This is a genomic window from Pontibacillus halophilus JSM 076056 = DSM 19796 (assembly GCF_000425205.1).
GTDB lineage: Bacteria > Bacillota > Bacilli > Bacillales > BH030062 > Pontibacillus_A > Pontibacillus_A halophilus.
In genome coordinates this window covers 35,999-54,587 of record NZ_AULI01000016.1, presented here as the reverse complement: position 1 = coordinate 54,587, position 18,589 = coordinate 35,999, and the positions used below count along the sequence as shown (strand labels likewise).

Annotated in this window: 19 protein-coding genes and 2 riboswitches; of the genes, 7 read left to right on the top strand and 12 right to left on the bottom strand. The window is 43.3% G+C overall.

What is annotated here, in order from left to right:
* Positions 1-18: 18 nt before the first annotated feature.
* From menH to H513_RS0114660, 3 genes are read right to left on the bottom strand one after another with little or no spacing between them, the layout of a single operon-like run.
* Positions 19-828, bottom strand: a complete 810-nt coding sequence (gene menH, locus H513_RS0114670; RefSeq protein ID WP_026801402.1) for a 2-succinyl-6-hydroxy-2,4-cyclohexadiene-1-carboxylate synthase — start codon at positions 826-828, stop codon at positions 19-21.
* A complete protein-coding gene (menD, locus tag H513_RS0114665; RefSeq protein WP_026801401.1) occupies positions 825-2,564 on the bottom strand; it encodes a 2-succinyl-5-enolpyruvyl-6-hydroxy-3-cyclohexene-1-carboxylic-acid synthase in 1,740 nt (579 codons plus the stop codon). The genes menH and menD overlap by 4 nt, the downstream gene beginning before the upstream one ends.
* On the bottom strand, positions 2,561-3,952 hold the full coding sequence (locus H513_RS0114660) for an isochorismate synthase (protein WP_026801400.1): 1,392 nt from the start codon (positions 3,950-3,952) through the stop codon (positions 2,561-2,563). The genes menD and H513_RS0114660 overlap by 4 nt, the downstream gene beginning before the upstream one ends.
* Before the next feature lie 246 nt (positions 3,953-4,198).
* Here H513_RS0114660 and H513_RS0114655 point away from each other — a divergent pair, with 246 nt between their 5' ends.
* From H513_RS0114655 to H513_RS0114645, 3 genes are all read left to right on the top strand, one after another.
* Positions 4,199-5,149 (top strand): 1,4-dihydroxy-2-naphthoate polyprenyltransferase, encoded by a 951-nt coding sequence (locus H513_RS0114655; protein ID WP_026801399.1) that lies wholly within the window; start codon positions 4,199-4,201, stop codon positions 5,147-5,149.
* Positions 5,150-5,356: 207 nt separating this feature from the next.
* Complete coding sequence (locus H513_RS0114650) at positions 5,357-5,743, top strand: hotdog fold thioesterase (protein ID WP_026801398.1); 387 nt, start codon at positions 5,357-5,359, stop codon at positions 5,741-5,743.
* 13 nt (positions 5,744-5,756) lie between these two features.
* A complete protein-coding gene (locus tag H513_RS0114645) occupies positions 5,757-6,134 on the top strand; it encodes a TraR/DksA C4-type zinc finger protein (protein ID WP_026801397.1) in 378 nt (125 codons plus the stop codon).
* 68 nt (positions 6,135-6,202) lie between these two features.
* Here H513_RS0114645 and H513_RS0114640 read toward each other — a convergent pair whose 3' ends face one another.
* The 5 genes from H513_RS0114640 to H513_RS0114620 all read right to left on the bottom strand — a co-directional run bounded on the left by H513_RS0114640 (position 6,203) and on the right by H513_RS0114620 (position 11,343).
* Positions 6,203-6,796: an ECF transporter S component gene (locus H513_RS0114640; protein ID WP_154655264.1), complete on the bottom strand. Its 594-nt coding sequence runs from the start codon at positions 6,794-6,796 to the stop codon at positions 6,203-6,205.
* Between the two features lie 168 nt (positions 6,797-6,964).
* Positions 6,965-7,131, bottom strand: a riboswitch (FMN riboswitch).
* Between the two features lie 70 nt (positions 7,132-7,201).
* Complete coding sequence (locus tag H513_RS0114635) at positions 7,202-8,260, bottom strand: M20/M25/M40 family metallo-hydrolase (protein WP_026801395.1); 1,059 nt, start codon at positions 8,258-8,260, stop codon at positions 7,202-7,204.
* A gap of 135 nt (positions 8,261-8,395) precedes the next feature.
* The gene (locus H513_RS0114630; RefSeq protein ID WP_026801394.1) at positions 8,396-9,349 is read right to left on the bottom strand and encodes an LCP family protein; all 954 of its coding nucleotides are present in this window, start codon (positions 9,347-9,349) and stop codon (positions 8,396-8,398) included.
* A gap of 99 nt (positions 9,350-9,448) precedes the next feature.
* A complete protein-coding gene (locus tag H513_RS0114625) occupies positions 9,449-10,756 on the bottom strand; it encodes a nucleobase:cation symporter-2 family protein (RefSeq protein WP_026801393.1) in 1,308 nt (435 codons plus the stop codon).
* Positions 10,757-10,758: 2 nt separating this feature from the next.
* The gene (locus H513_RS0114620) at positions 10,759-11,343 is read right to left on the bottom strand and encodes a xanthine phosphoribosyltransferase (protein WP_026801392.1); all 585 of its coding nucleotides are present in this window, start codon (positions 11,341-11,343) and stop codon (positions 10,759-10,761) included.
* A gap of 131 nt (positions 11,344-11,474) precedes the next feature.
* A riboswitch (purine riboswitch) is annotated at positions 11,475-11,576 on the bottom strand.
* A 145-nt stretch (positions 11,577-11,721) separates the two neighbouring features.
* Here H513_RS0114620 and H513_RS0114615 point away from each other — a divergent pair.
* Positions 11,722-12,726: a potassium channel family protein gene (locus tag H513_RS0114615; RefSeq protein WP_026801391.1), complete on the top strand. Its 1,005-nt coding sequence runs from the start codon at positions 11,722-11,724 to the stop codon at positions 12,724-12,726.
* Here H513_RS0114615 and H513_RS0114610 read toward each other — a convergent pair.
* The 3 genes from H513_RS0114610 to H513_RS0114600 all read right to left on the bottom strand — a co-directional run bounded on the left by H513_RS0114610 (position 12,715) and on the right by H513_RS0114600 (position 15,993).
* Positions 12,715-13,116 (bottom strand): YugN-like family protein, encoded by a 402-nt coding sequence (locus H513_RS0114610; protein ID WP_026801390.1) that lies wholly within the window; start codon positions 13,114-13,116, stop codon positions 12,715-12,717. The two genes, H513_RS0114615 and H513_RS0114610, sit on opposite strands and share 12 nt — an antisense overlap.
* A 213-nt stretch (positions 13,117-13,329) precedes the next feature.
* Positions 13,330-14,682, bottom strand: a complete 1,353-nt coding sequence (locus tag H513_RS0114605; protein WP_026801389.1) for a glucose-6-phosphate isomerase — start codon at positions 14,680-14,682, stop codon at positions 13,330-13,332.
* A gap of 147 nt (positions 14,683-14,829) precedes the next feature.
* Positions 14,830-15,993, bottom strand: a complete 1,164-nt coding sequence (locus H513_RS0114600) for an iron-containing alcohol dehydrogenase (protein WP_026801388.1) — start codon at positions 15,991-15,993, stop codon at positions 14,830-14,832.
* Positions 15,994-16,181: 188 nt separating this feature from the next.
* Between H513_RS0114600 and H513_RS0114595 the strand changes: the two genes are divergently transcribed.
* Complete coding sequence (locus H513_RS0114595; protein ID WP_026801387.1) at positions 16,182-16,418, top strand: DUF378 domain-containing protein; 237 nt, start codon at positions 16,182-16,184, stop codon at positions 16,416-16,418.
* A 40-nt stretch (positions 16,419-16,458) separates the two neighbouring features.
* Here H513_RS0114595 and yugI read toward each other — a convergent pair whose 3' ends face one another.
* Entirely contained in the window at positions 16,459-16,860 is a 402-nt protein-coding gene (yugI, locus tag H513_RS0114590) for a S1 domain-containing post-transcriptional regulator GSP13 (RefSeq protein ID WP_026801386.1), read from the bottom strand.
* A gap of 214 nt (positions 16,861-17,074) precedes the next feature.
* Between yugI and H513_RS0114585 the strand changes: the two genes are divergently transcribed.
* Entirely contained in the window at positions 17,075-17,431 is a 357-nt protein-coding gene (locus H513_RS0114585) for a helix-turn-helix domain-containing protein (protein WP_026801385.1), read from the top strand.
* A 282-nt stretch (positions 17,432-17,713) separates the two neighbouring features.
* The gene (locus H513_RS0114580) at positions 17,714-18,562 is read left to right on the top strand and encodes an alpha/beta fold hydrolase (RefSeq protein WP_051240039.1); all 849 of its coding nucleotides are present in this window, start codon (positions 17,714-17,716) and stop codon (positions 18,560-18,562) included.
* The last annotated feature ends 27 nt before the right edge of the window (positions 18,563-18,589 follow it).

Genomic DNA, 18,589 nt, shown 5'->3' with positions numbered 1-18,589 from the left:
ATCCTCCTCATTCTTATTTCATTCAAATCCATTAGATTGAATGAAGTCTTCTACTATTTTAACAAACTTTCGCGGTTGTTCCACATGAATTGCATGCCCAGATTGAGAAACAATTTTGTGGGTAGCAGAACTTAACACGGACCGCATCTCTTCTGCAATCGTCGTAAACTTCTCATCCAATTCTCCTGTAATCAATAGAACTGGTCGATGGAAATCTCCTATTGCGTCCCACCAGGAAGGCTGAATGCCCGTTCCCATTCCTCGCAATGAAGCGGCCAATCCGAATTCAGACTGGGTAAGCCGCTCACTTCGTATCTGTTGCTTAGTTTCCTCCGGGAGTGTGAGTTGCGATGAGAACATCGGCAATCGTTCCCACCGATCTACGAATGCTACAATACCATTTCGTTCAATTTCTTTAGCTAGTTGTTCATCTTTGGTTTGTCGCATGAGCTGTTCGTGACTGGCTCTTAGGCCCGGGGAAGCACTCTCAAGCATTAGGGTACGCACGCGGTTCGGATACATCATCGCAAATGACAAAGCTGTCCTCCCCCCCATAGAATACCCTAAAATGTGAACGTCTTTCATTGAAAGCTCATCGAGCAAGAACGAAAGATCCTTACATACGTTTTCCATCGTAAACGGAGCATTCACCTCCGTGCCACCATGACCAGGTAGATCTACGGCAATCGTGCGATAACGCTTCGACCATTCTTCTTGGAATGTTGACCACGTTTCTTTCTTTCCTGTGAAGCCATGTAGAAGAAGGATAGGTTCCCCTTCCCCTGCTACATGAACATCATAATCATTCCCATTGATAGAATATCTCATGTCTCCGCTCCCTCTCGAATGGTTTCTTCAATTTCTCTCCATTTCGTTCGGTGCCACTGAGCATTTATTTCCCGGTTTGTCACAACTTCAATCACTTCCAACCCTTTTGGAGCAGTAGCTAATTGAGCTCGAAGAACTTCCAGCGACTGTGTTCTGAAGAAACGACCACCATACATGCTCACCGTTTTTTCGAAATCGAGTTCAAATGGAGTTCCGAACAACTCTTCAAAGTCCGTAGATTGCTCTGCTTGTGGTAGGAATGAGAAGATTCCGCCTCCGTTGTTATTAACGACAATAATTCGTAAAGGAAGCCCATACTGCTTCCCTACAAGCATCCCATTTAAATCATGGTAAAACGAGAGGTCACCTAACACGAGTGTCACTTCTGCTCCGTGAGAAGCTGCGCCAAATGCACTTGAAACCATCCCATCTATCCCATTCGCTCCACGATTAGCTAAGACACGAATTCGTTTGTCTGTTGTCATAAAGAAGGTGTCCAAATCTCGAACAGCCATGCTGTTCCCAATATACACCGTTTCGTCTTGATTCAGCTCATCAAGAAGGGTTGAAATCACATGACCTTCCGTTAAGGAATTCTCCTCTTTGTCAGACAATAGAATCGATTTCGCTTCCTTGTTCAATCGTTGCCAAGTTTCAAGCCAACTCCGATTAAAGGAGAATTGAGGAAAGGCTTCGCGGTAATCCATACAGAATAATACCGGGTCACTGTACACAAAGTTTGCTGGTCTCGAAGTAGGCTCACGGTGACCTTCATGCGCCTCTACAATCCACTGTTCAATATCTTCGTATTCATTCAGCATGAGCATAAATGGCTTCGACACTGGCATCGCACCAAAGCGGACGACAACATCCGGTCGATAGTGCTCACGCGCCCACTCGCTTTTCAAGATGGCATCATACGTCTCAATAATGACTTCTTCCTCTACAACACCGCTACGCACTTGCGAGAGTGGATCGGCAAGAAGCGGAACGCCAAACTGTTCGGCAAGTTGAATCAATTCATATCGGAGCGCTTCATCTGTTTGAGGTCCTACGACAAAGAGAGGCCGCTCTTTATGTTGTAACCGTTCGTGTAGTGTAATTAATTCATGTGCATCCAAACGCCGGCGGCCATTCACATTACTATGAAACCCTTCAGATAATGTGCGCTCCCACACATTTGGAAGGTCAAAATCTGGCACGAGCGGTGAACGGAACGGGAAGTTCAAATGAACTGCTGCCCTATTTCCATCTTGAGCAACATGTACCGCTCGTGAAGCTTTACTACGTACATATCGTTGCATTTCCTCAGTTCCTTCTGGTAGTGCCATCTCATGAAACCACTTGATAAATGGTTGGAACATGTGGATTTGATCAATGGCCTGAGGCGCTCCTACGTCTCTTAACTCATGAGGACGGTCTGCTGTCAGCACGAGTAAAGGAACGCGACTATAGTAGGCCTCTACTATAGCTGGATAGTAGTTGGCTGCGGCTGTACCAGAGGTGCAGACGAGCGCAACAACACGGTTCTGTTCCTTTGCCATCCCTAAGGCGAAGAAACCAGCTGAACGTTCGTCTAAATTAATCCACTGCTTAATACCTTTATGCTGAGTAAATGTCATCGCTAAAGGTGTGGACCTTGAACCTGGTGAAATGACAACATCCGTAACTCCACTTTGAACAAGCTCATCCACAAATTGCGTTACGTATCTCGTTAATCTTTCTGTATGATTCATTGTGAGCCTCCTAATACATGAAGCATGGGAGAGAACTTGATTGCAGTCTCTTCATATTCAGCTTCTGGGTCTGAGTCTGCGACGATTCCACAGCCTGCATATAAATAGGCTTCGTTCTCTGAAAGAAGAGCTGAGCGAATGGCAACACCAAATTCTCCATTTGACTTGCCGTCAAGCCAACCTACTGGAGCAGCATACCAGCCACGGTCCATATCTTCTTCTGCTCTTATGAATGACATCGCTTCTGCTCTAGGAAATCCTCCAAGCGCAGGCGTTGGATGAAGACGCTCTACAACACTTAAAAGACTTGATCCTTGTTTAAGGTTTCCTTTCACTGGCGTATACAAATGTTGGACGTTTCGTAACGGGTATAGAACAGGTCCAGCTGGTATTTCTACATCCGTGCTGCATGATTCGATCGCTTTCCGAATCATCTGAACAACGAATTCGTGCTCCTGCAAATTCTTCTGATCATGGAGTAAGTCTTGTCCTAATTGTTCGTCTTCCGCTAACGTTTCTCCACGCGGAGCTGTCCCGGCAAGACACGTAGATAACACTTCTCCTTGATTGACTTTAACAAGCCGTTCAGGTGTAGCGCCAAAGAAACAATCTCCCCCGCTCTCAATAGCAAACACAAAGCTCTGAGGCTGTTGTTCAGTCACAGACTCAAGCAACGTAGCAACTGAACATGGATGAGAGAACTGAGCCTTGAGCTCCCTTGCTAACACCACCTTATCCATGAAGCCTTCCCGTATTTGCATCGTGGCCTTGTGCACGGTTTCCTTCCATTGACTCGGGTTAATTTCTTGTGTTCCTGTGACAGTTGGTTTCACTTCTTTATACAAGTCATGTTCAAGCAGGTGATTCATTTCTTGAGTCAGATGAGCGTACAGCTGCTCTAGATGGTCTTCTTTCTGAACTAACACATTGACCGTTAAATAGCTCTGCTCTTGATATTCAGTCAACAAGAACATTGGCACTGAGAACTTGCTATCAGGGAAATTGCTCCACTTTTCACTCCCAGTACGATTCGGATCGAAAGAAAATCCACCCAACAGAACAGGACCTGTACCAGGAACATCCGATTGATTGTGAATGTCTGCATCTTCTAGTATCTTGCTCCATTCAGTTTCAATCGCTTTAAACCGGTCAGATTTCGCTTCAATGGTGTAAGCAGAGCCAACTCCCACAAGCGTTAAACTTCGATCTGCATTCATCCAAAACGAACGACTACCGGCATAATGAGCACCAGCTTGATAGAAACCAAAGACATTCAAATGTTCAATTGGAGCCGAAACGCTAATCAATTGAGGTGTACGTTCAGATTGAATCGTATTTAATGCCTCATATAACTTATTAAGAAAATATTTAGATTTCACCTTAATCATTGCAGTTACCTCCCAGATGTTGCGGGATTCGGTGTATAGTCATATTTGCGTTAACGCCACTACGTCACTATAATAGTCTGCACGACGTTTTTCCCATATATATTTTATTCTCTTTTCCCACTTTCCTCAAGAAATGCTTCTTCATCCGGAAATCATCGCAACATTTATACAATTGACAGCCATTGTCCCGTTCCCTAAACTTAAACAAGAACGAAACTAATCATCGCATCAAAGGGAGAGAACATGATGCAAAAAATGAATAAAAAAGAGCTTCAAACTGCTCTTAATGAGCGAAACGGCTGGCAAGTTTGGTGGCGCCTCTTGCGACCTCATACGTTAACCGCTTCTTTCATCCCCGTCTTTGTTGGGACGATGATTGCAGCGATTGACGGAAGCTTTCATGTGGGACTATTCGTAGCCATGCTACTGGCATCGATTCTGATTCAAGCTGCTACAAATATGTTCAATGAATACTACGACTATGTTCGTGGGTTAGACAACGAGCAGAGTATCGGAATTGGCGGAGCAATTGTCCGTGATGGAATTCCACCCAAGAAAGTACTAGGGCTAGCCATTGCCTTCTTTCTAGTTTCCATGCTTTTAGGAGTATACATCTCAGCGTCAACGTCATGGTGGATTGCACTTATAGGTCTTATTTCAATGGGCGTTGGTTATTTGTATACAGGTGGCCCACTCCCAATTGCTTACACTCCGCTTGGAGAACTTGTATCTGGATTCTTTATGGGACCGGTCATTATTGGAATTAGTTATTTCATTCAAGCCGGATTCGTTCATGAGGACGTGTGGTGGATCTCCATTCCAGTAGGAATCTTCATTGGAGCCATCCTACTTGCTAACAACATTCGTGACCGAGTTGGCGACGCAGAAAATGGACGTAAAACACTCGCTATCCTATTTGGTCACAAAGGAGCGGTCCTCTTTCTAGGTTTCCTCTTTGGTCTCGCTTATTTACTAACCGGCCTTTATATCTTATTGGGTATCTTACCAATATGGTCACTTATTGTCGTACTGAGTATGAAAAAAGCACGAGATGCTGTACATGTATTTTCAACACAGCACAATAATCCACTTCAAATGCTGCCAGCTATGAAATACACAGCACAGACAAATACCTTTTACGGGTTCCTACTCGGCATTAGTTTATTGCTACAATATCTCATACCCTTTACGATTTAACCTAAGTCCCTTCATTGCGCTATGAAGGGACTTTTTGAGTGAATTCCTTTTACAAGGCCATTCATCAAACCCCTATAGACAAAATCCTTTCGTTGAGAGGAAAATTTACTATTTAGAAAGGAACTTGCTGCCAATCTTTAGAACTAACCTATACAAGCGTTTGATGAAATCCTATATCGGATATAACAAAGAAAGGATGGATGTACCATGAACGTCGAACATACACTTATGGCCACCCTTGGAATGGAACAAGAGAAGTTAACGAAAGAAGAAGTCATCCTATCGATGCCGGTGGATGAACGTACCCATCAACCGATGGGATTCTTACACGGTGGCGCCAGTGTTGCCTTGGCTGAAACGGCCGCAAGTATTGGTGCTTACCTTAACGTAGACCCTACGAAATTTAACGTCTTCGGTATGGAGATTAACGCCAATCATGTGAAAAGTAAGCGAGACGGAAAAGTGAGAGCCATTGCCAAACCTGTTCACATCGGCAGCTCTAGTATGGTTTTTGAAATTCACATTGCCGACGAAGAAGAAGCACTTATTTCCATTTCCCGTTGTACGATTGGAGTCGTACCGAAGAAGTCTTAAAGGAGTGTTAGACATGTTAACCGAGCAACAACAACAGCAACTTAAAGACCAATTGGAATCCTTACGTACAGAAGCGTTAAAAGAACTTGATAATCACAATGGGTATAGCGAGGATACAGGCGTACACGAAACAACTGTAGGCGAACTAGCCGATTACGATAACCATCCTGGTGACACAGGAACAGAAGAATTTGAACAAGACAAGAACGCTGCGCTGACGAACCACGCACAAGACCGCCTCGACGAAATTGATGCAGCGCTCGACAGACTTTCAAATGGAACGTACGGCGTTTCAGAGAAATCAGGGGAGCCCATTCCCTTTGAACGATTAGAAGCTATGCCAACAGCTCGCCTCACGATTGAAGAAGAACAAGAGGAAAAGCAATCTTAATCCATCGCACACGAAAAAGCGGTTGTCCACATCTGGACAACCGCTACTTTTATAATTTGACTTCCATTTTAAGAAGCTTTCGCATACGTTTGTTTATGATTCAACCAAGATTGGAGCTTTAGATAGAATGGAACAAATAAAGCACCAAGGATGATTCCTTTCATTGCGTTAAACGGCAAGATTCCTGCTGTTACAGTAATCCATTTCACCTGAGCGGAATTCATCTCTTCCATACCCAAGAACCAAGCATAAGCAGGTAAGATGAAGAAATAATTCAATACAGACATGCCGACTGCCATTATAATTGTGCCTGTCACTAGACCAGAAACGATACTCTTTGTGCTCTTAAACTTATGGTAGATCATAGATACTGGCAAGATGAAGAGCATGCCTGCGAAGAAGTTGGCGATAACACCAATAACATCTCCTGTATAGGCTAAGAAAAGTAAGTTCTTAATTCCTTCTACGGCAATCCCTGCAAGTGGTGAGAAAATAAGTGCTGCCACAAGAGCAGGAACCTCACTAAAGTCGATCTTTAAATATTGCGGTAAGAACGGTAGTGGAAAGTTAATAAACATAAGCACAAGGGAAATAGCTGACATAAACGCAATGGTAATTAATTTTAGCAGATTAGATGATTGACCTCGTTTTGGTAGCATCATCGATCTCCTCCTTCATCATGTTTCGATTCACATCTCGATGAAGGTGAGCGCACTTCGAACCCGTTCTTTTCAATTTTGGTTGCACAAAAAAACCCTAAAGTTAGACATACGTAACTTCAGGGGAAAAGAGCATAGGGAACTAGAGGTATAGACATACCTCACGTCGCTCGACATCTTCTCCCATCCAGACTGTAACTGTCGGTCCCGGATTCTCACCAGGTCCACCGTTAAGGAAGGAAGCAACCATACTTGCCAACCTTAACGGGTCACGGACTTAGAACACCAAAGGGTTCATCACCGTCGGTCGGGAATTTCACCCTGCCCCGAAGATGGAATCGTTATATTGATATTCATTATAACGAGGAATGATTGATTTGAACAGTAAAAAGTTTTGGCAATACCTGTTTAGTCTTCTAACGGATTCAAGCTTTCCTCACCTGATAGGTTCTCAATCATGTGTACCATGAGCTGAATCTCTTCCTCCATGTCTCTTAGGCTCGCAGTTTCAACAGGTGAGTGCATGTATCGTAATGGCAATGAAACGAGACTAATGGGCACCCCTTTACCAGTGAGACGCATTTTGTCGGCATCTGTCCCCGTCATTCTCGGTGTGAGCTCATACTGAACCTTCTGCCCGAGTGCTTGTGCTGATTGTTCAAGCAACCGATTGATTTTTATGTTGATTGGAGCTCCTTTAGCCAATACAGGACCCCCATCTAACCGAACGTCACCATGTTTGTTGCGATTGACCCCCGGATAATCTGTAGCGAACGTTACATCTACAGCGAGCGCCATGGTTGGTTCCACACCTGCTGCCGCAAAATAGGCGCCACCCATATTTGTTTCTTCGTTCACTGTACTTGCCGCATACACGCCTACAGAAACATCTTTCTGTGATAAGCGACGAAGAACTTCCGCTACCATAAAGGCACCTGTACGATTATCTAATCCACGTCCTGACAAGTACCGTTCCATCAGAATTTGGGGCTGACGGTCGTACACAGCAAGGTCCCCAATCTGCACAAATTGCTCCATCTCTTCTTTCGTCTTAGCTCCGCAATCGATAAATAAATCATCGACACCGAAATCACCCTTCAATCCGCCGTGATGTTGGGCGTTGACCCCAATCACACCAGGAACAGTTCCATGAGCGCCAAGCACCGTCACCTTCATCCCTACAGCCGCTTTCGGGTTGATGCCTCCCATCTTGTCAAAGTGAAGGAAACCTTGCTCATCAATTCTGTTCACGACAAGTGCAATCTCGTCTATATGACCAGCAAGAAGCACTTTGAATTTCGCATCAGGATTTAGAATACCAATTACATTCCCTGCGTAGTCTGTACGGACTTCATCTGCATAAGGCTTTATGTAGTTCATCCATTTCTTCTGAAGCTCCATCTCCATACTAGAAGGCGAAGGGGATGATAACAATTCCATTAAAAAGTCTTGCTGTTGCTTTTCCATTAGCACTAACCTCCTTGTTCTACTTACCTTTACTATATCAATATCAACAATTGAAACCAATGATCAAACAAAAAGGACAGCCTTCGTCAAAGACTGTCCTTCTATCATAATGACGGCATGTCAAATCCTTATCCATCACTCAAAAAACTCTTCCATTGCCTGCTTTGCTTCCTGTTCGTCAAATGTGAGCACCGCTCCAGCACCCGGAACACGTTCTTCCTTGAATGTTAGGTCACTTGGCAATGTAAAGGTTTCAATGGATGGCGTACCATTTAACAGAACATGTCTTCCATAGCCAAGAATTGACTTCGTGTCCATGTTCGTCTCAATATAGGGAGTTACGGTACCTAACATACGTGGAAGCTTTGTCAGTCCTGTAAACGATGTAAACTCATCAAGAACAGCCTGCATCACCAATTGTTGGCGTTCTACACGTTTATAATCCCCATAACGGTCATTTCGAAAGCGAGCATAGCCTAACAACTCTTCCCCGTCCAGCTGCTGTTCTCCTTGATCGAGGTCAATTGTCCCTACTCCGTCCTTGTAATACATATCTTTCTCCACATTTATATTCACTCCGTCAGGTGCAACCGTATCTACGGCAACTGTGAACGCTTCAAAGTCTACGACTGCATAATAGTGAATAGGGATTCCGAAATTTTGTTCGATTGTCTTTCTCATCAATTCAGGCCCACCGCCTTCTACAGCATGAGCCGCATTGATCTTCATCCATCCATAATCAGGTACATTGACGTATGAATCTCTCATAATGGAGACAAGTTTTGCTTCATTCGTGTCTCCGTCATATTGAGCGACCATAATCGTGTCCGACCTTGTTGGTTCGTCACTCCGTTGATCAATCCCTAAGACTAGAATGTTGGATTTACCTGTAGGAGTTTCAACTCCATGAAAGGCGTCTTCATACTGGTCATCACCGCTCGTTTCTCCTCGCGCACTCAATAACCCAGCAGAAAATTCGAATATGACATAAGTAAGTGCCCCTATCATTAGAAGGGAGCTTATCGTCATAATGAGTCTTCGTTTTCGCTTACGTTTCGCTCCACGCCTTTGTGCACGTGTTTCGTTCATGTTGCAGGCTCCTTTCACAACTCTACTCCTACTTCATTTCAAGTTTATTATCGGTATATCCTTCTGTATGTTGAAATTTTAGTAGAGTCGCGTAGACCCTTATGAGGCCACCTGCTTTGATTTTTTAAGTTTTGTCTTTTGGGACTTTTCTTTAAGGCGATGATTTAAGGCCACATTTAGAATAATGGCTGTAAAGCTACCAGCTACAATTCCATTCTCAGTGAGCATCTGCACACTCGATGGTAGAAGTTGAAATGTCTCAGGAGAAACTGTGACACCAAGTCCAATCCCGACAGAACAAGCTATAATTAGTAAGTTTTCTTGCCGAGCAAGGTCAGTTGCACTAAGCATCTTTATTCCATAAGCCATAACCATGCCGAACATCGCAATCATCGCTCCCCCAAGTACAGGGTCAGGTATGAGCGTTGTCAAAGCCCCGACCTTTGGTACAAAGCCGATTACGACAAGCATAACACCAGCGGTAATAACAACTTTTGGACTTCTCATTCCAGACAATTGAACTAAACCGACATTTTGAGAGTACGCTGTGTAAGGAAATGCATTCATGAAACCACCTAACAAAATCCCGACACCCTCTGCACGATACCCATTCGTTAAATCCCGTTCATCAAGCTCTCGATCAGATAAGTCAGCGAGGGCGTAATAAACCCCTGTTGACTCAACTAAGCTCACCATTGCCACTAGTATCATGGTGATGATGGGACCCCATAGAAAGGTAGGCGCTCCAAAGTAAAAGGGTTCTGGCATATGAAACCATGACGCCTCTTTCACAGCAGTGAAATCCACTAATCCGAAGAACGAAGCCAACACGCTGCCGCCTACCAGTCCAATAAGAATGGACACGGCCCTTATGAAACCAGTAAATAGCCGTTGTAAACCAATGATTGTTGCTAGTACAACGAAGGAAATAAATAGGTGCGTCAATGGAGCTTGACCTGATTCACTCTCACCTTGTATGTAGCCCATCGCGACTGGAATTAAGGTGATGCCGATAATCGTCACGACCGAACCTGTTACAACCGGTGGGAAGTAAGAAGCAAGCTTTCCAAAGAAAGGCGCAATAGCAATAACGAAAACTCCAGCTACGAGAATAGCCCCATAAATAGCCGTTATACCTGATGCTTGTCCAATGGCCATCATCGGCGCTACAGCCGTAAACGTACATCCGAGTACGACCGGCAACCCAATGCCAATGTATCGAGAACGCAAGGCTTGAAGGATTGTAGCTACTCCACACATAAGCAAGTCAATAGAAACCAAATACGTCAGTGCTTCACCGTTAAGCCCAAGCGCCCCTCCTACAATAAGTGGCACGATGACAGCACCTGCATACATTGCTAATACGTGCTGCAACCCGAATACACCGTTTTTCAAGGATTGACTCATGCTTATGCCCCCCTTTCTTCGTCAAACTGAATGGTGCCATTTTGAAGTCCGGAAATACGAACGAGTGATTCCACTCGCACTCCCATTCCACGAAGCCAATCTCCTCCGCCCTGGAAACCTTTCTCAATGACAGCACCATAAGCTATGAGCGTTGCCCCGCTTTGACGCATAATGGATAAGATTGCTTTTGCAGCTCCTCCATTTGCGAGGAAATCGTCGATAAAGAGCACACGGTCATCATCGTTCAATAGCTCCTTAGAAATGGACAGCTCAGAATACGCTTCTTTGGTGAACGAGAACGCAGTCGCCTTCCACAAGTGCTCAGCGTGAATTGTTGATGTCCCTTTTCTTGCGAACACAACGGGTACACCTAGGTGCAACCCAGCCATTACGGCAGGAGCAATCCCTGAAGCTTCTACGGTTACAACTTTCGTAATTTGTTCACCCTTCATCCGAGAAGTGAACTCACGACCGATTTGATCCATCAATTTAGGGTCAATTCCATGATTGAGAAACGCATCCACTTTGAGCACCCCTTCATTGACTACCTTGCCTTCTGATTGAATTATCTTCTGTAAAGTCTCCATTGTTCGTTACATCCTCCTAAGCACAAGCCACCCCAATAAAAAAAGGCTACATGAATTATGTGAGTATCACACAATCCATGTAGCCTTGTTCTGCCAACAACGCAATAGACCTTTCCCTTATAGAAAAGTCTCATGAACGACGTAATACTCATAGTCAGAAAATTTACGGTTCTCCGGTAGAAACTTGCGAGCCTTATCCTCGCTATTATATGAGTATGACTTGTTAAGTTTTTTCTAGTATATCAATCTTTTCTGAAAATTCAAGCCCTATTCTTTCTGGAAAAGAGCTTCATCGTTCGTTATTTAGTGGCAAATCCCTTATAAAATTCATGGGTTTGCCCATAATAAGGAATAAAAACTACGTAGATGAGGGTTCCCATGATTATTCGTACGTTATCTAGTTTGTATTTTCGAACGCCGATTTTACTTCGATTATTAATAACCGTAATAGGGGCCATGATCTTCTTCGGAGTGTTGATTCGAATTATAGAGCCTGCCATCTTCCCAACCATCTTTGATGGCATTTGGTGGGCGTTTGTAACAGGTTCAACGGTTGGCTATGGGGATTACGTCCCACTGAGTGTTGCGGGGAAATTGACTGGAATTCTTCTTATCTTAGCCGGTGGAGGAATTGTAACCTTCTATATGGCAACAGTCTCTTCAACGACAATCCAACATGAGCAGGATTTATCTGAAGGAAGAGTGGCTTACAAAGGACACGATCACCTGATTCTAGTTGGATGGAACGAACGGACGAGGCAATTAATCGATATGATGAATCAATACATCCACCATGAATCCATTGTGTTAGTCGACGAGAGTCTACACAACGTTCCTTATCGGAAGTATCATCTTCATTTCATCAAAGGTAACTCATGCATCGATGATACGCTTGGAAGGGCAAATGCCACTTCCGCTAGGTCCATTATCATTACATCCGACCCATCGCTATCTGAGCAGCAAGCAGATCAAATGAGCATCTTAACGACTGTAGCTGCGAAAGGGATTAATCCAAATGCCATCATTATTACGGAGATATTGACAAGTGCCCAAATTAAAAATGCCTACCGTGCGGGTGCAACTTCCGTGATCCGTTCAAATGATTTTATGAGTTCCTTATTCTTTCATGAAGTGTATCGCAAAGACCCTGCTGAACCGTTCCAGGCTCTTGTTACGCAATTGTCTACCCAGCAATACCTAGAAGTCATCCCTACAGAGGAACTGATTGGAGAGTCCTTTCAATCTTGTCTAGTCTACTTCATGAAGACTGAAGACTTGTTAATTGGCATACGGCAGGATGGATACGTGATGATTAATCCTCCTGCCGAGACCATTGTGAAGGAAGAGGATCGTTTAATTACACTTTCAGCTTTACAGCAATAATTGCTCTAATTCCTCCACCAGTTCTCTTCCTACCGCAATATATTTCTCAGGGAATTCCGCATCTGGATCCACAGGCTCAGAGAACTGGTCAAAGGAGGCTGTGAAATTGCCAACATGAACGTTGTCATCCAAGCCTTGCTGGTATTTGTGCGACAGTAAATAAGGTCGTCCTATTCGTACCGTCGCATCCTTGCTATCTAATTGACGTCCTTCCGCCATAAACGGCACACGTAAGAATTGATACCCCACCTCGTCATCAATTTCATAATCGAAAGAACCATGGTCATAATCCCAGTTCCCCCCAATAACATACCCAAGAGGCTTTAACCGTTGTTCAAGGTCGTACAGCGCGTAGACTTGCCCTTCTAATTTAGATTGTAGCTCAATCACACCATCACACCCTTATTGTTGTTTCCTTTAGCTTTCCAATCCCGAGTGAATTTATCAACACAAAAAAAGGGCTAAGCTCAACGCTTAGCCCTCCTTTGCTTTCTTGCTATCAAGAGGAAAGACCATCACTCTTTCTATAGTCGAGCCCAAAAGGCTCCTCGAAACGATAAGAAATAAGGCTATCGAGCACTTCTCGACAGCCTTATGTTTCACTTATTGATTTAGACGTTTCTCTAACTGTGATTTAAGTTCTTCAAATCCAGGCTTTCCTAGAAGAGCGAACATGTTCTTCTTGTACGCCTCCACACCAGGCTGGTCAAACGGATTTACTCCAAGAATGTAGCCGCTAATCGCGCATGCTTTCTCAAAGAAGTAAACAAGGTAACCAAACGTGTACGCGTCAAGCTTTGGTACATGTAATACAAGGTTTGGTACTTGACCATCTGTATGAGCTAGCAGTGTGCCTTCATAAGCTTTCTCATTTACAAAGTCGACTGTTTCTCCAGCTAAGTAGTTCAATCCATCCAGATTTTGTTCTTCTTCTGAAATTGTAACGTCACTCTTTGGCTGCTCCACGTGTAGAACGGTCTCAAATAAGTCACGACGACCATCTTGTACATATTGACCTAATGAGTGAAGGTCCGTAGAGAAGTTTGCAGATGCTGGGAAGATGCCTTTTTGGTCTTTCCCTTCACTTTCTCCAAATAGTTGCTTCCACCATTCAGCAAAGTACTGAAGGGATGGCTCATAGTTTACAAGCATTTCAATTGTCTTCCCTTTGTTATAAAGGACGTTACGAACCGCTGCGTATTGGTAGGCAGGGTTTTGAGACAACTCTTCACTGCTTAGCTCAGAACGTGCGTCTTTTGCCCCTTTCATCATCGCCTCAATATCGATGCCAGTGGCTGCAATTGGCAAGAGTCCTACTGCAGTAAGTACAGAGAAACGACCGCCAACATCATCAGGGATTACGAAGCTTTCATATCCTTCTTCATCCGCTAATGTTTTTAGCGCCCCTTTTTGCTTGTCTGTTGTCGCGTAAATACGACGGCGCGCTTCTTCTTGGCCATACTTATCTTCAAGGAACTTACGGAAGATGCGGAAAGCAATTGCAGGTTCTGTTGTTGTTCCACTCTTCGAAATTACGTTTACGGACACATCTTTGTCTTTAAGGACGTCGAATAGTTCATTGATATATGGAGCACTGATGCTGTTCCCAACGAAGAACACCTGAGGTGCTTTACGGTCTTCACTTGCTAACTCGTTGTAGAAAGAATGGTTCAGCATCTCAAGCGCAGCACGTGCACCTAGATAAGAACCACCAATCCCTACAACAAGCAACACATCAGAATCAGATTGAATCTTGCTTGCTGCTTTTTGGATGCGTGCAAATTCTTCTTTATCATAGTTCTCAGGAAGGTCTAACCAACCTAGAAAGTCGTTTCCTGCGCCTGTTTTCGCGTGTAGTGAGTGATGAGCGGATTGAACCGCTTCTTTCATGTATGTGAGCTCATGTTCACCGAAAAATGAGAGCGCTTTTTCGTAATCAAAACGAATGTGAGTCATATGTATCCCTCCAATTTTTCTATCCATTTTTCACTTTATCGAAACGCTTACAGTAAATCAAGACAAGGTCACCATGTAAGCGAATACAATAACAAAATCTTTACGTAATAAAAGAAACAGGCTAGTGGATAGCCTGTTTCTTTAACCTTATAGGGATTTCTTAAGAATTTCAAGTACATCGTCGTGCTCAAGCGTACGGAAGTTTCCGAATGCTCCACGTTTCATTGCACGGTCAGCAATTAAATCAAACTGATCGTCAGAGATGTCATAATCTCCAAGTGTACTTGGTGCACCTAGTGACTTCCAGAATTCACGTAATTTCTGAATTCCTTCTAGACCTACTTCACGGTCGTCTTTGCCTGTTGGGTCTACATCAAAGATACGCACTGCCATTTGCTTGAATCGTTCTGTGTTATGGTCAATGTTGTGCTCCATCCAGTTCGGGAATAGAATTGCCAACCCACCAGCATGAGGAATATCGTACACAGCAGATACAGCGTGCTCAATGTTGTGACTTGCCCAGTCTCCACGGTATCCCATTTGCAGCATTCCGTTCAACGCGATTGTCCCAGCATAAAGAATCGTTTCACGATGTTCATAAGATTCTAGGTCTTCAAGAAGCTTAGGAGCCGCTTCAATAACAGCCTTCATAACGCCTTCTGCCATACGGTCTTGAACCGGGGCATTTGTAGGCTGGTGGAAGTACTGTTCGAAGATATGGCTCATCATATCTACAATGCCGTAAATCGTCTGATCACGAGGAACCGTCATTGTATTGGTCGGATCAAGAATAGAGAATTTAGGATAAGTTACAGGTGCACCCCAGCCATACTTCTCATTCGTTTCCCAATTTGTAATAACAGCGCCAGCGTTCATTTCTGAACCAGTAGCTGCTAAGGTAAGAACCGTACCAAATGGAAGAGCTTCTTCTGCAGGAGCTTGACGAGTCACAAGGTCCCAAGCATCTCCATCGTATTTTGCTCCTGCTGCAATCGTCTTCGTAGCGTCAATAACACTTCCGCCACCTACAGCAAGAAGAAAATCGATGTTTTCATCTTTTGCAATTTGAACCCCTTTATGAACGGTTGTTAAACGTGGGTTCGGTTCAACACCTGAAAGTTCATGAACTTCTACGTCCATTTCGTTTAATTTATTCATGACTTCGTCGTATAGACCGCTACGTTTAATACTTCCGCCACCGTATACTAGTAATACTTTCTTAGCAGAAGCAGGAATTTCAGTCTTCAACTGATCTAATTGTTCTTTACCAAAGATTAGTTTCGTCGGATTATGAAACACAAAATTTTCCACTACAATCTCTCCTTTACTTAAATATGTAGCACGGACTTTATTATGTCCTAAAAGCCCATCCCTTTTCAAAAGATTTGTTTATAAGGGGTTTAGAACTCTATACAGATGTTTTTCTTTCGGTTGAGTATATTTTCTCAGAAAGTAGTCACTCTAATTACTGAATCTACTATACGAAGGAGGAAAGTACGATGAGCGTACTACAACGAGTGGCACTCCTACTCACCATTATAGGAGCCATTAACTGGGGACTTATCGGTTTGTTTCAATTTGACTTAGTGGCAGCTCTATTTGGCGGTGGAGAACAAAGTGGAGCATTTGCACGTGTCATCTACACGCTAGTAGGTATTAGCGGGCTTGTTGTCATTTCCCTTTTATTCAAACCTAGCGAAGAAATGTCAGACGCCGCTGAGCCTGAAGTCAAATAAGATATAAAAAAGTCCGGTCAATATTGACCGGACTTTTTTATTACTTACGGAATGTGTTTTCGCGCTCTTTAGACTGATCAATCCACTCATCAAGCTTGTCTTTAAGCGTGTTGAAACCAGCTGGTGTTGTGTTCTCATCAGCAGATTTAACTTGGCTGTTCTGTGGCTTAGACTGTTGCTTACGTGGTTGCTCTTTAGGTGCTTCCTGAGTCGCACGGATAGAAAGAGAATATTTACCTTTCTGTTCGTCGATGTTTAGGATTTTAACCTTAACTTCGTCACCTACTGTTAGGTGTTGGTTAATGTCCTTAACGAAACCGTGTGTAACTTCAGAAATGTGAACTAAGCCTTGTACTTGTTCGTCTAGTGCAACGAATGCACCATAAGGTTGAATTCCAGTAACTTTACCGTCTAGGATTTGTCCTGCTTCATAATTTGCCATACGTATATACAACTCCCGAATTAATTTTCTCGTTTTCTTTTCACGCAATTAATGATTATAGCATAATTTGTTCAAAGTATCAAAACACCTATCCAAACTTCTTGAATCTTTCTTTCCCTATTAAAGAAAGATTCACATTTACTTCCGATTTTCGCCAATTTTCTCATAACTCTCGTGCTATGATAGAAGTAACATTCCATCGGGAGGGATTCGTATGACCATTGGAGAGAACATTCGGCGTTATCGGAAAGAGCAAGGATTATCAGAAGAAGAATTCGCCATTAAGCTACGCACTGGAATTGCTACTGTACATAAGCTCGAACAGAACGAGCTTCATCCTGATACAAATATGGTCTTGAAGATTTCGACTGTGTTAGATGTCCCCGCCTCCGATTTCATGGAAACGGGTAGTGAAGAGTCGGACTTAGGTATTGACGAGGAAATCCGTTCACTCGTTGAGACAATCGGTTTAAGACGTGCCAAACTAATCTTAAGACAGGCTAAAGATTTTACGGAAGAGGATTACTTGCATGTCATGAAAATGTTATACGAAATAAAGTATAAAAATTAAAGATTCAGGTTTATCCCTATTCGTTTCAGGCAATAGTGACTATTGTAAGACTTTCTCGTATTCCCCCTGTAATGCAAAGCGTACATAGACGCTTTGCTTTTTTTTTTGGATTTTTTCAGTTTGGTTACATTTTATACCGCGTATGTTCATTCGCTAGGAGCAAAAGCTAACAATACCTTCATGAATTGAAGTTTGTTAAACGTACATCACCAGGTTTAACCTCCTCATAAAAGGTTATTTGTAACTAAACGAGCATCGCTACGTTGGTATGGAGGGAAGACAATGACGACCATTCACGGAAAGGAGAAATGGTTAGATCATAGCGGTACGCGCATTTGCTACGAACACTTTCCCTCTTCTACTCCAAAGCCTGCAATTGTGTTTGTCCACGGCTTTTTATCATCTAAATTTTGTTATCGCTACATGATTCCTGAGTTAACAAAGCATTATGAGGTATTTGCTTTTGACTACCCTCCGTTTGGGAACAGTGATAAAGTACGCACCTACCAGTTTTCCTACAGGAACTTCGCTGCCATAATTGTAGAACTGTTGAATAAGCATAGTATTCACCGTGCGTATGTAGCTGGACATTCAATGGGGGGACAAATTGCTTTACTATGTGCTCACATGTATCCAGAGCGAATAGAGAAACTCATTCTATTCGCGCCTTCCACCTATATTAAGAAGGCAGGTTTCTGGTTCCACGCGATGAGTTATCTCCCAGCGTTCCCAATTATGTTGAAACGTTTCCTGCACAAACGAGGGGTGTATGATTCGTTACTCGATTGTGTATACGACGCTCAAATGATTAACAAAGAGATGATAAAAGGCTATATGCAACCCTTCTTGAAAGATGACATTTTTCATTGTCTTGCTAAGATGATTCGTGATCGAGAAGGGGATTTAAACTCTGATCTTCTACGAAAGATAAAAACCGATTGCCTCGTGTTTTGGGGGAAAGAGGATAAAGTATTACCTGTGTCGCTCGGATACCGGCTGGTTCAAGATCTACCATCCGCCACTTTACAAACATTCGAGAAAATTGGACACCTGCTTCCAGAGGAAATTCCGCAGACATTAACTGAGCAAATGATTGTATTCTGCTCACTAAATAAACAGGCTACCTCTTAGGTAGTCTGTATTTCCTATTGGAACAAG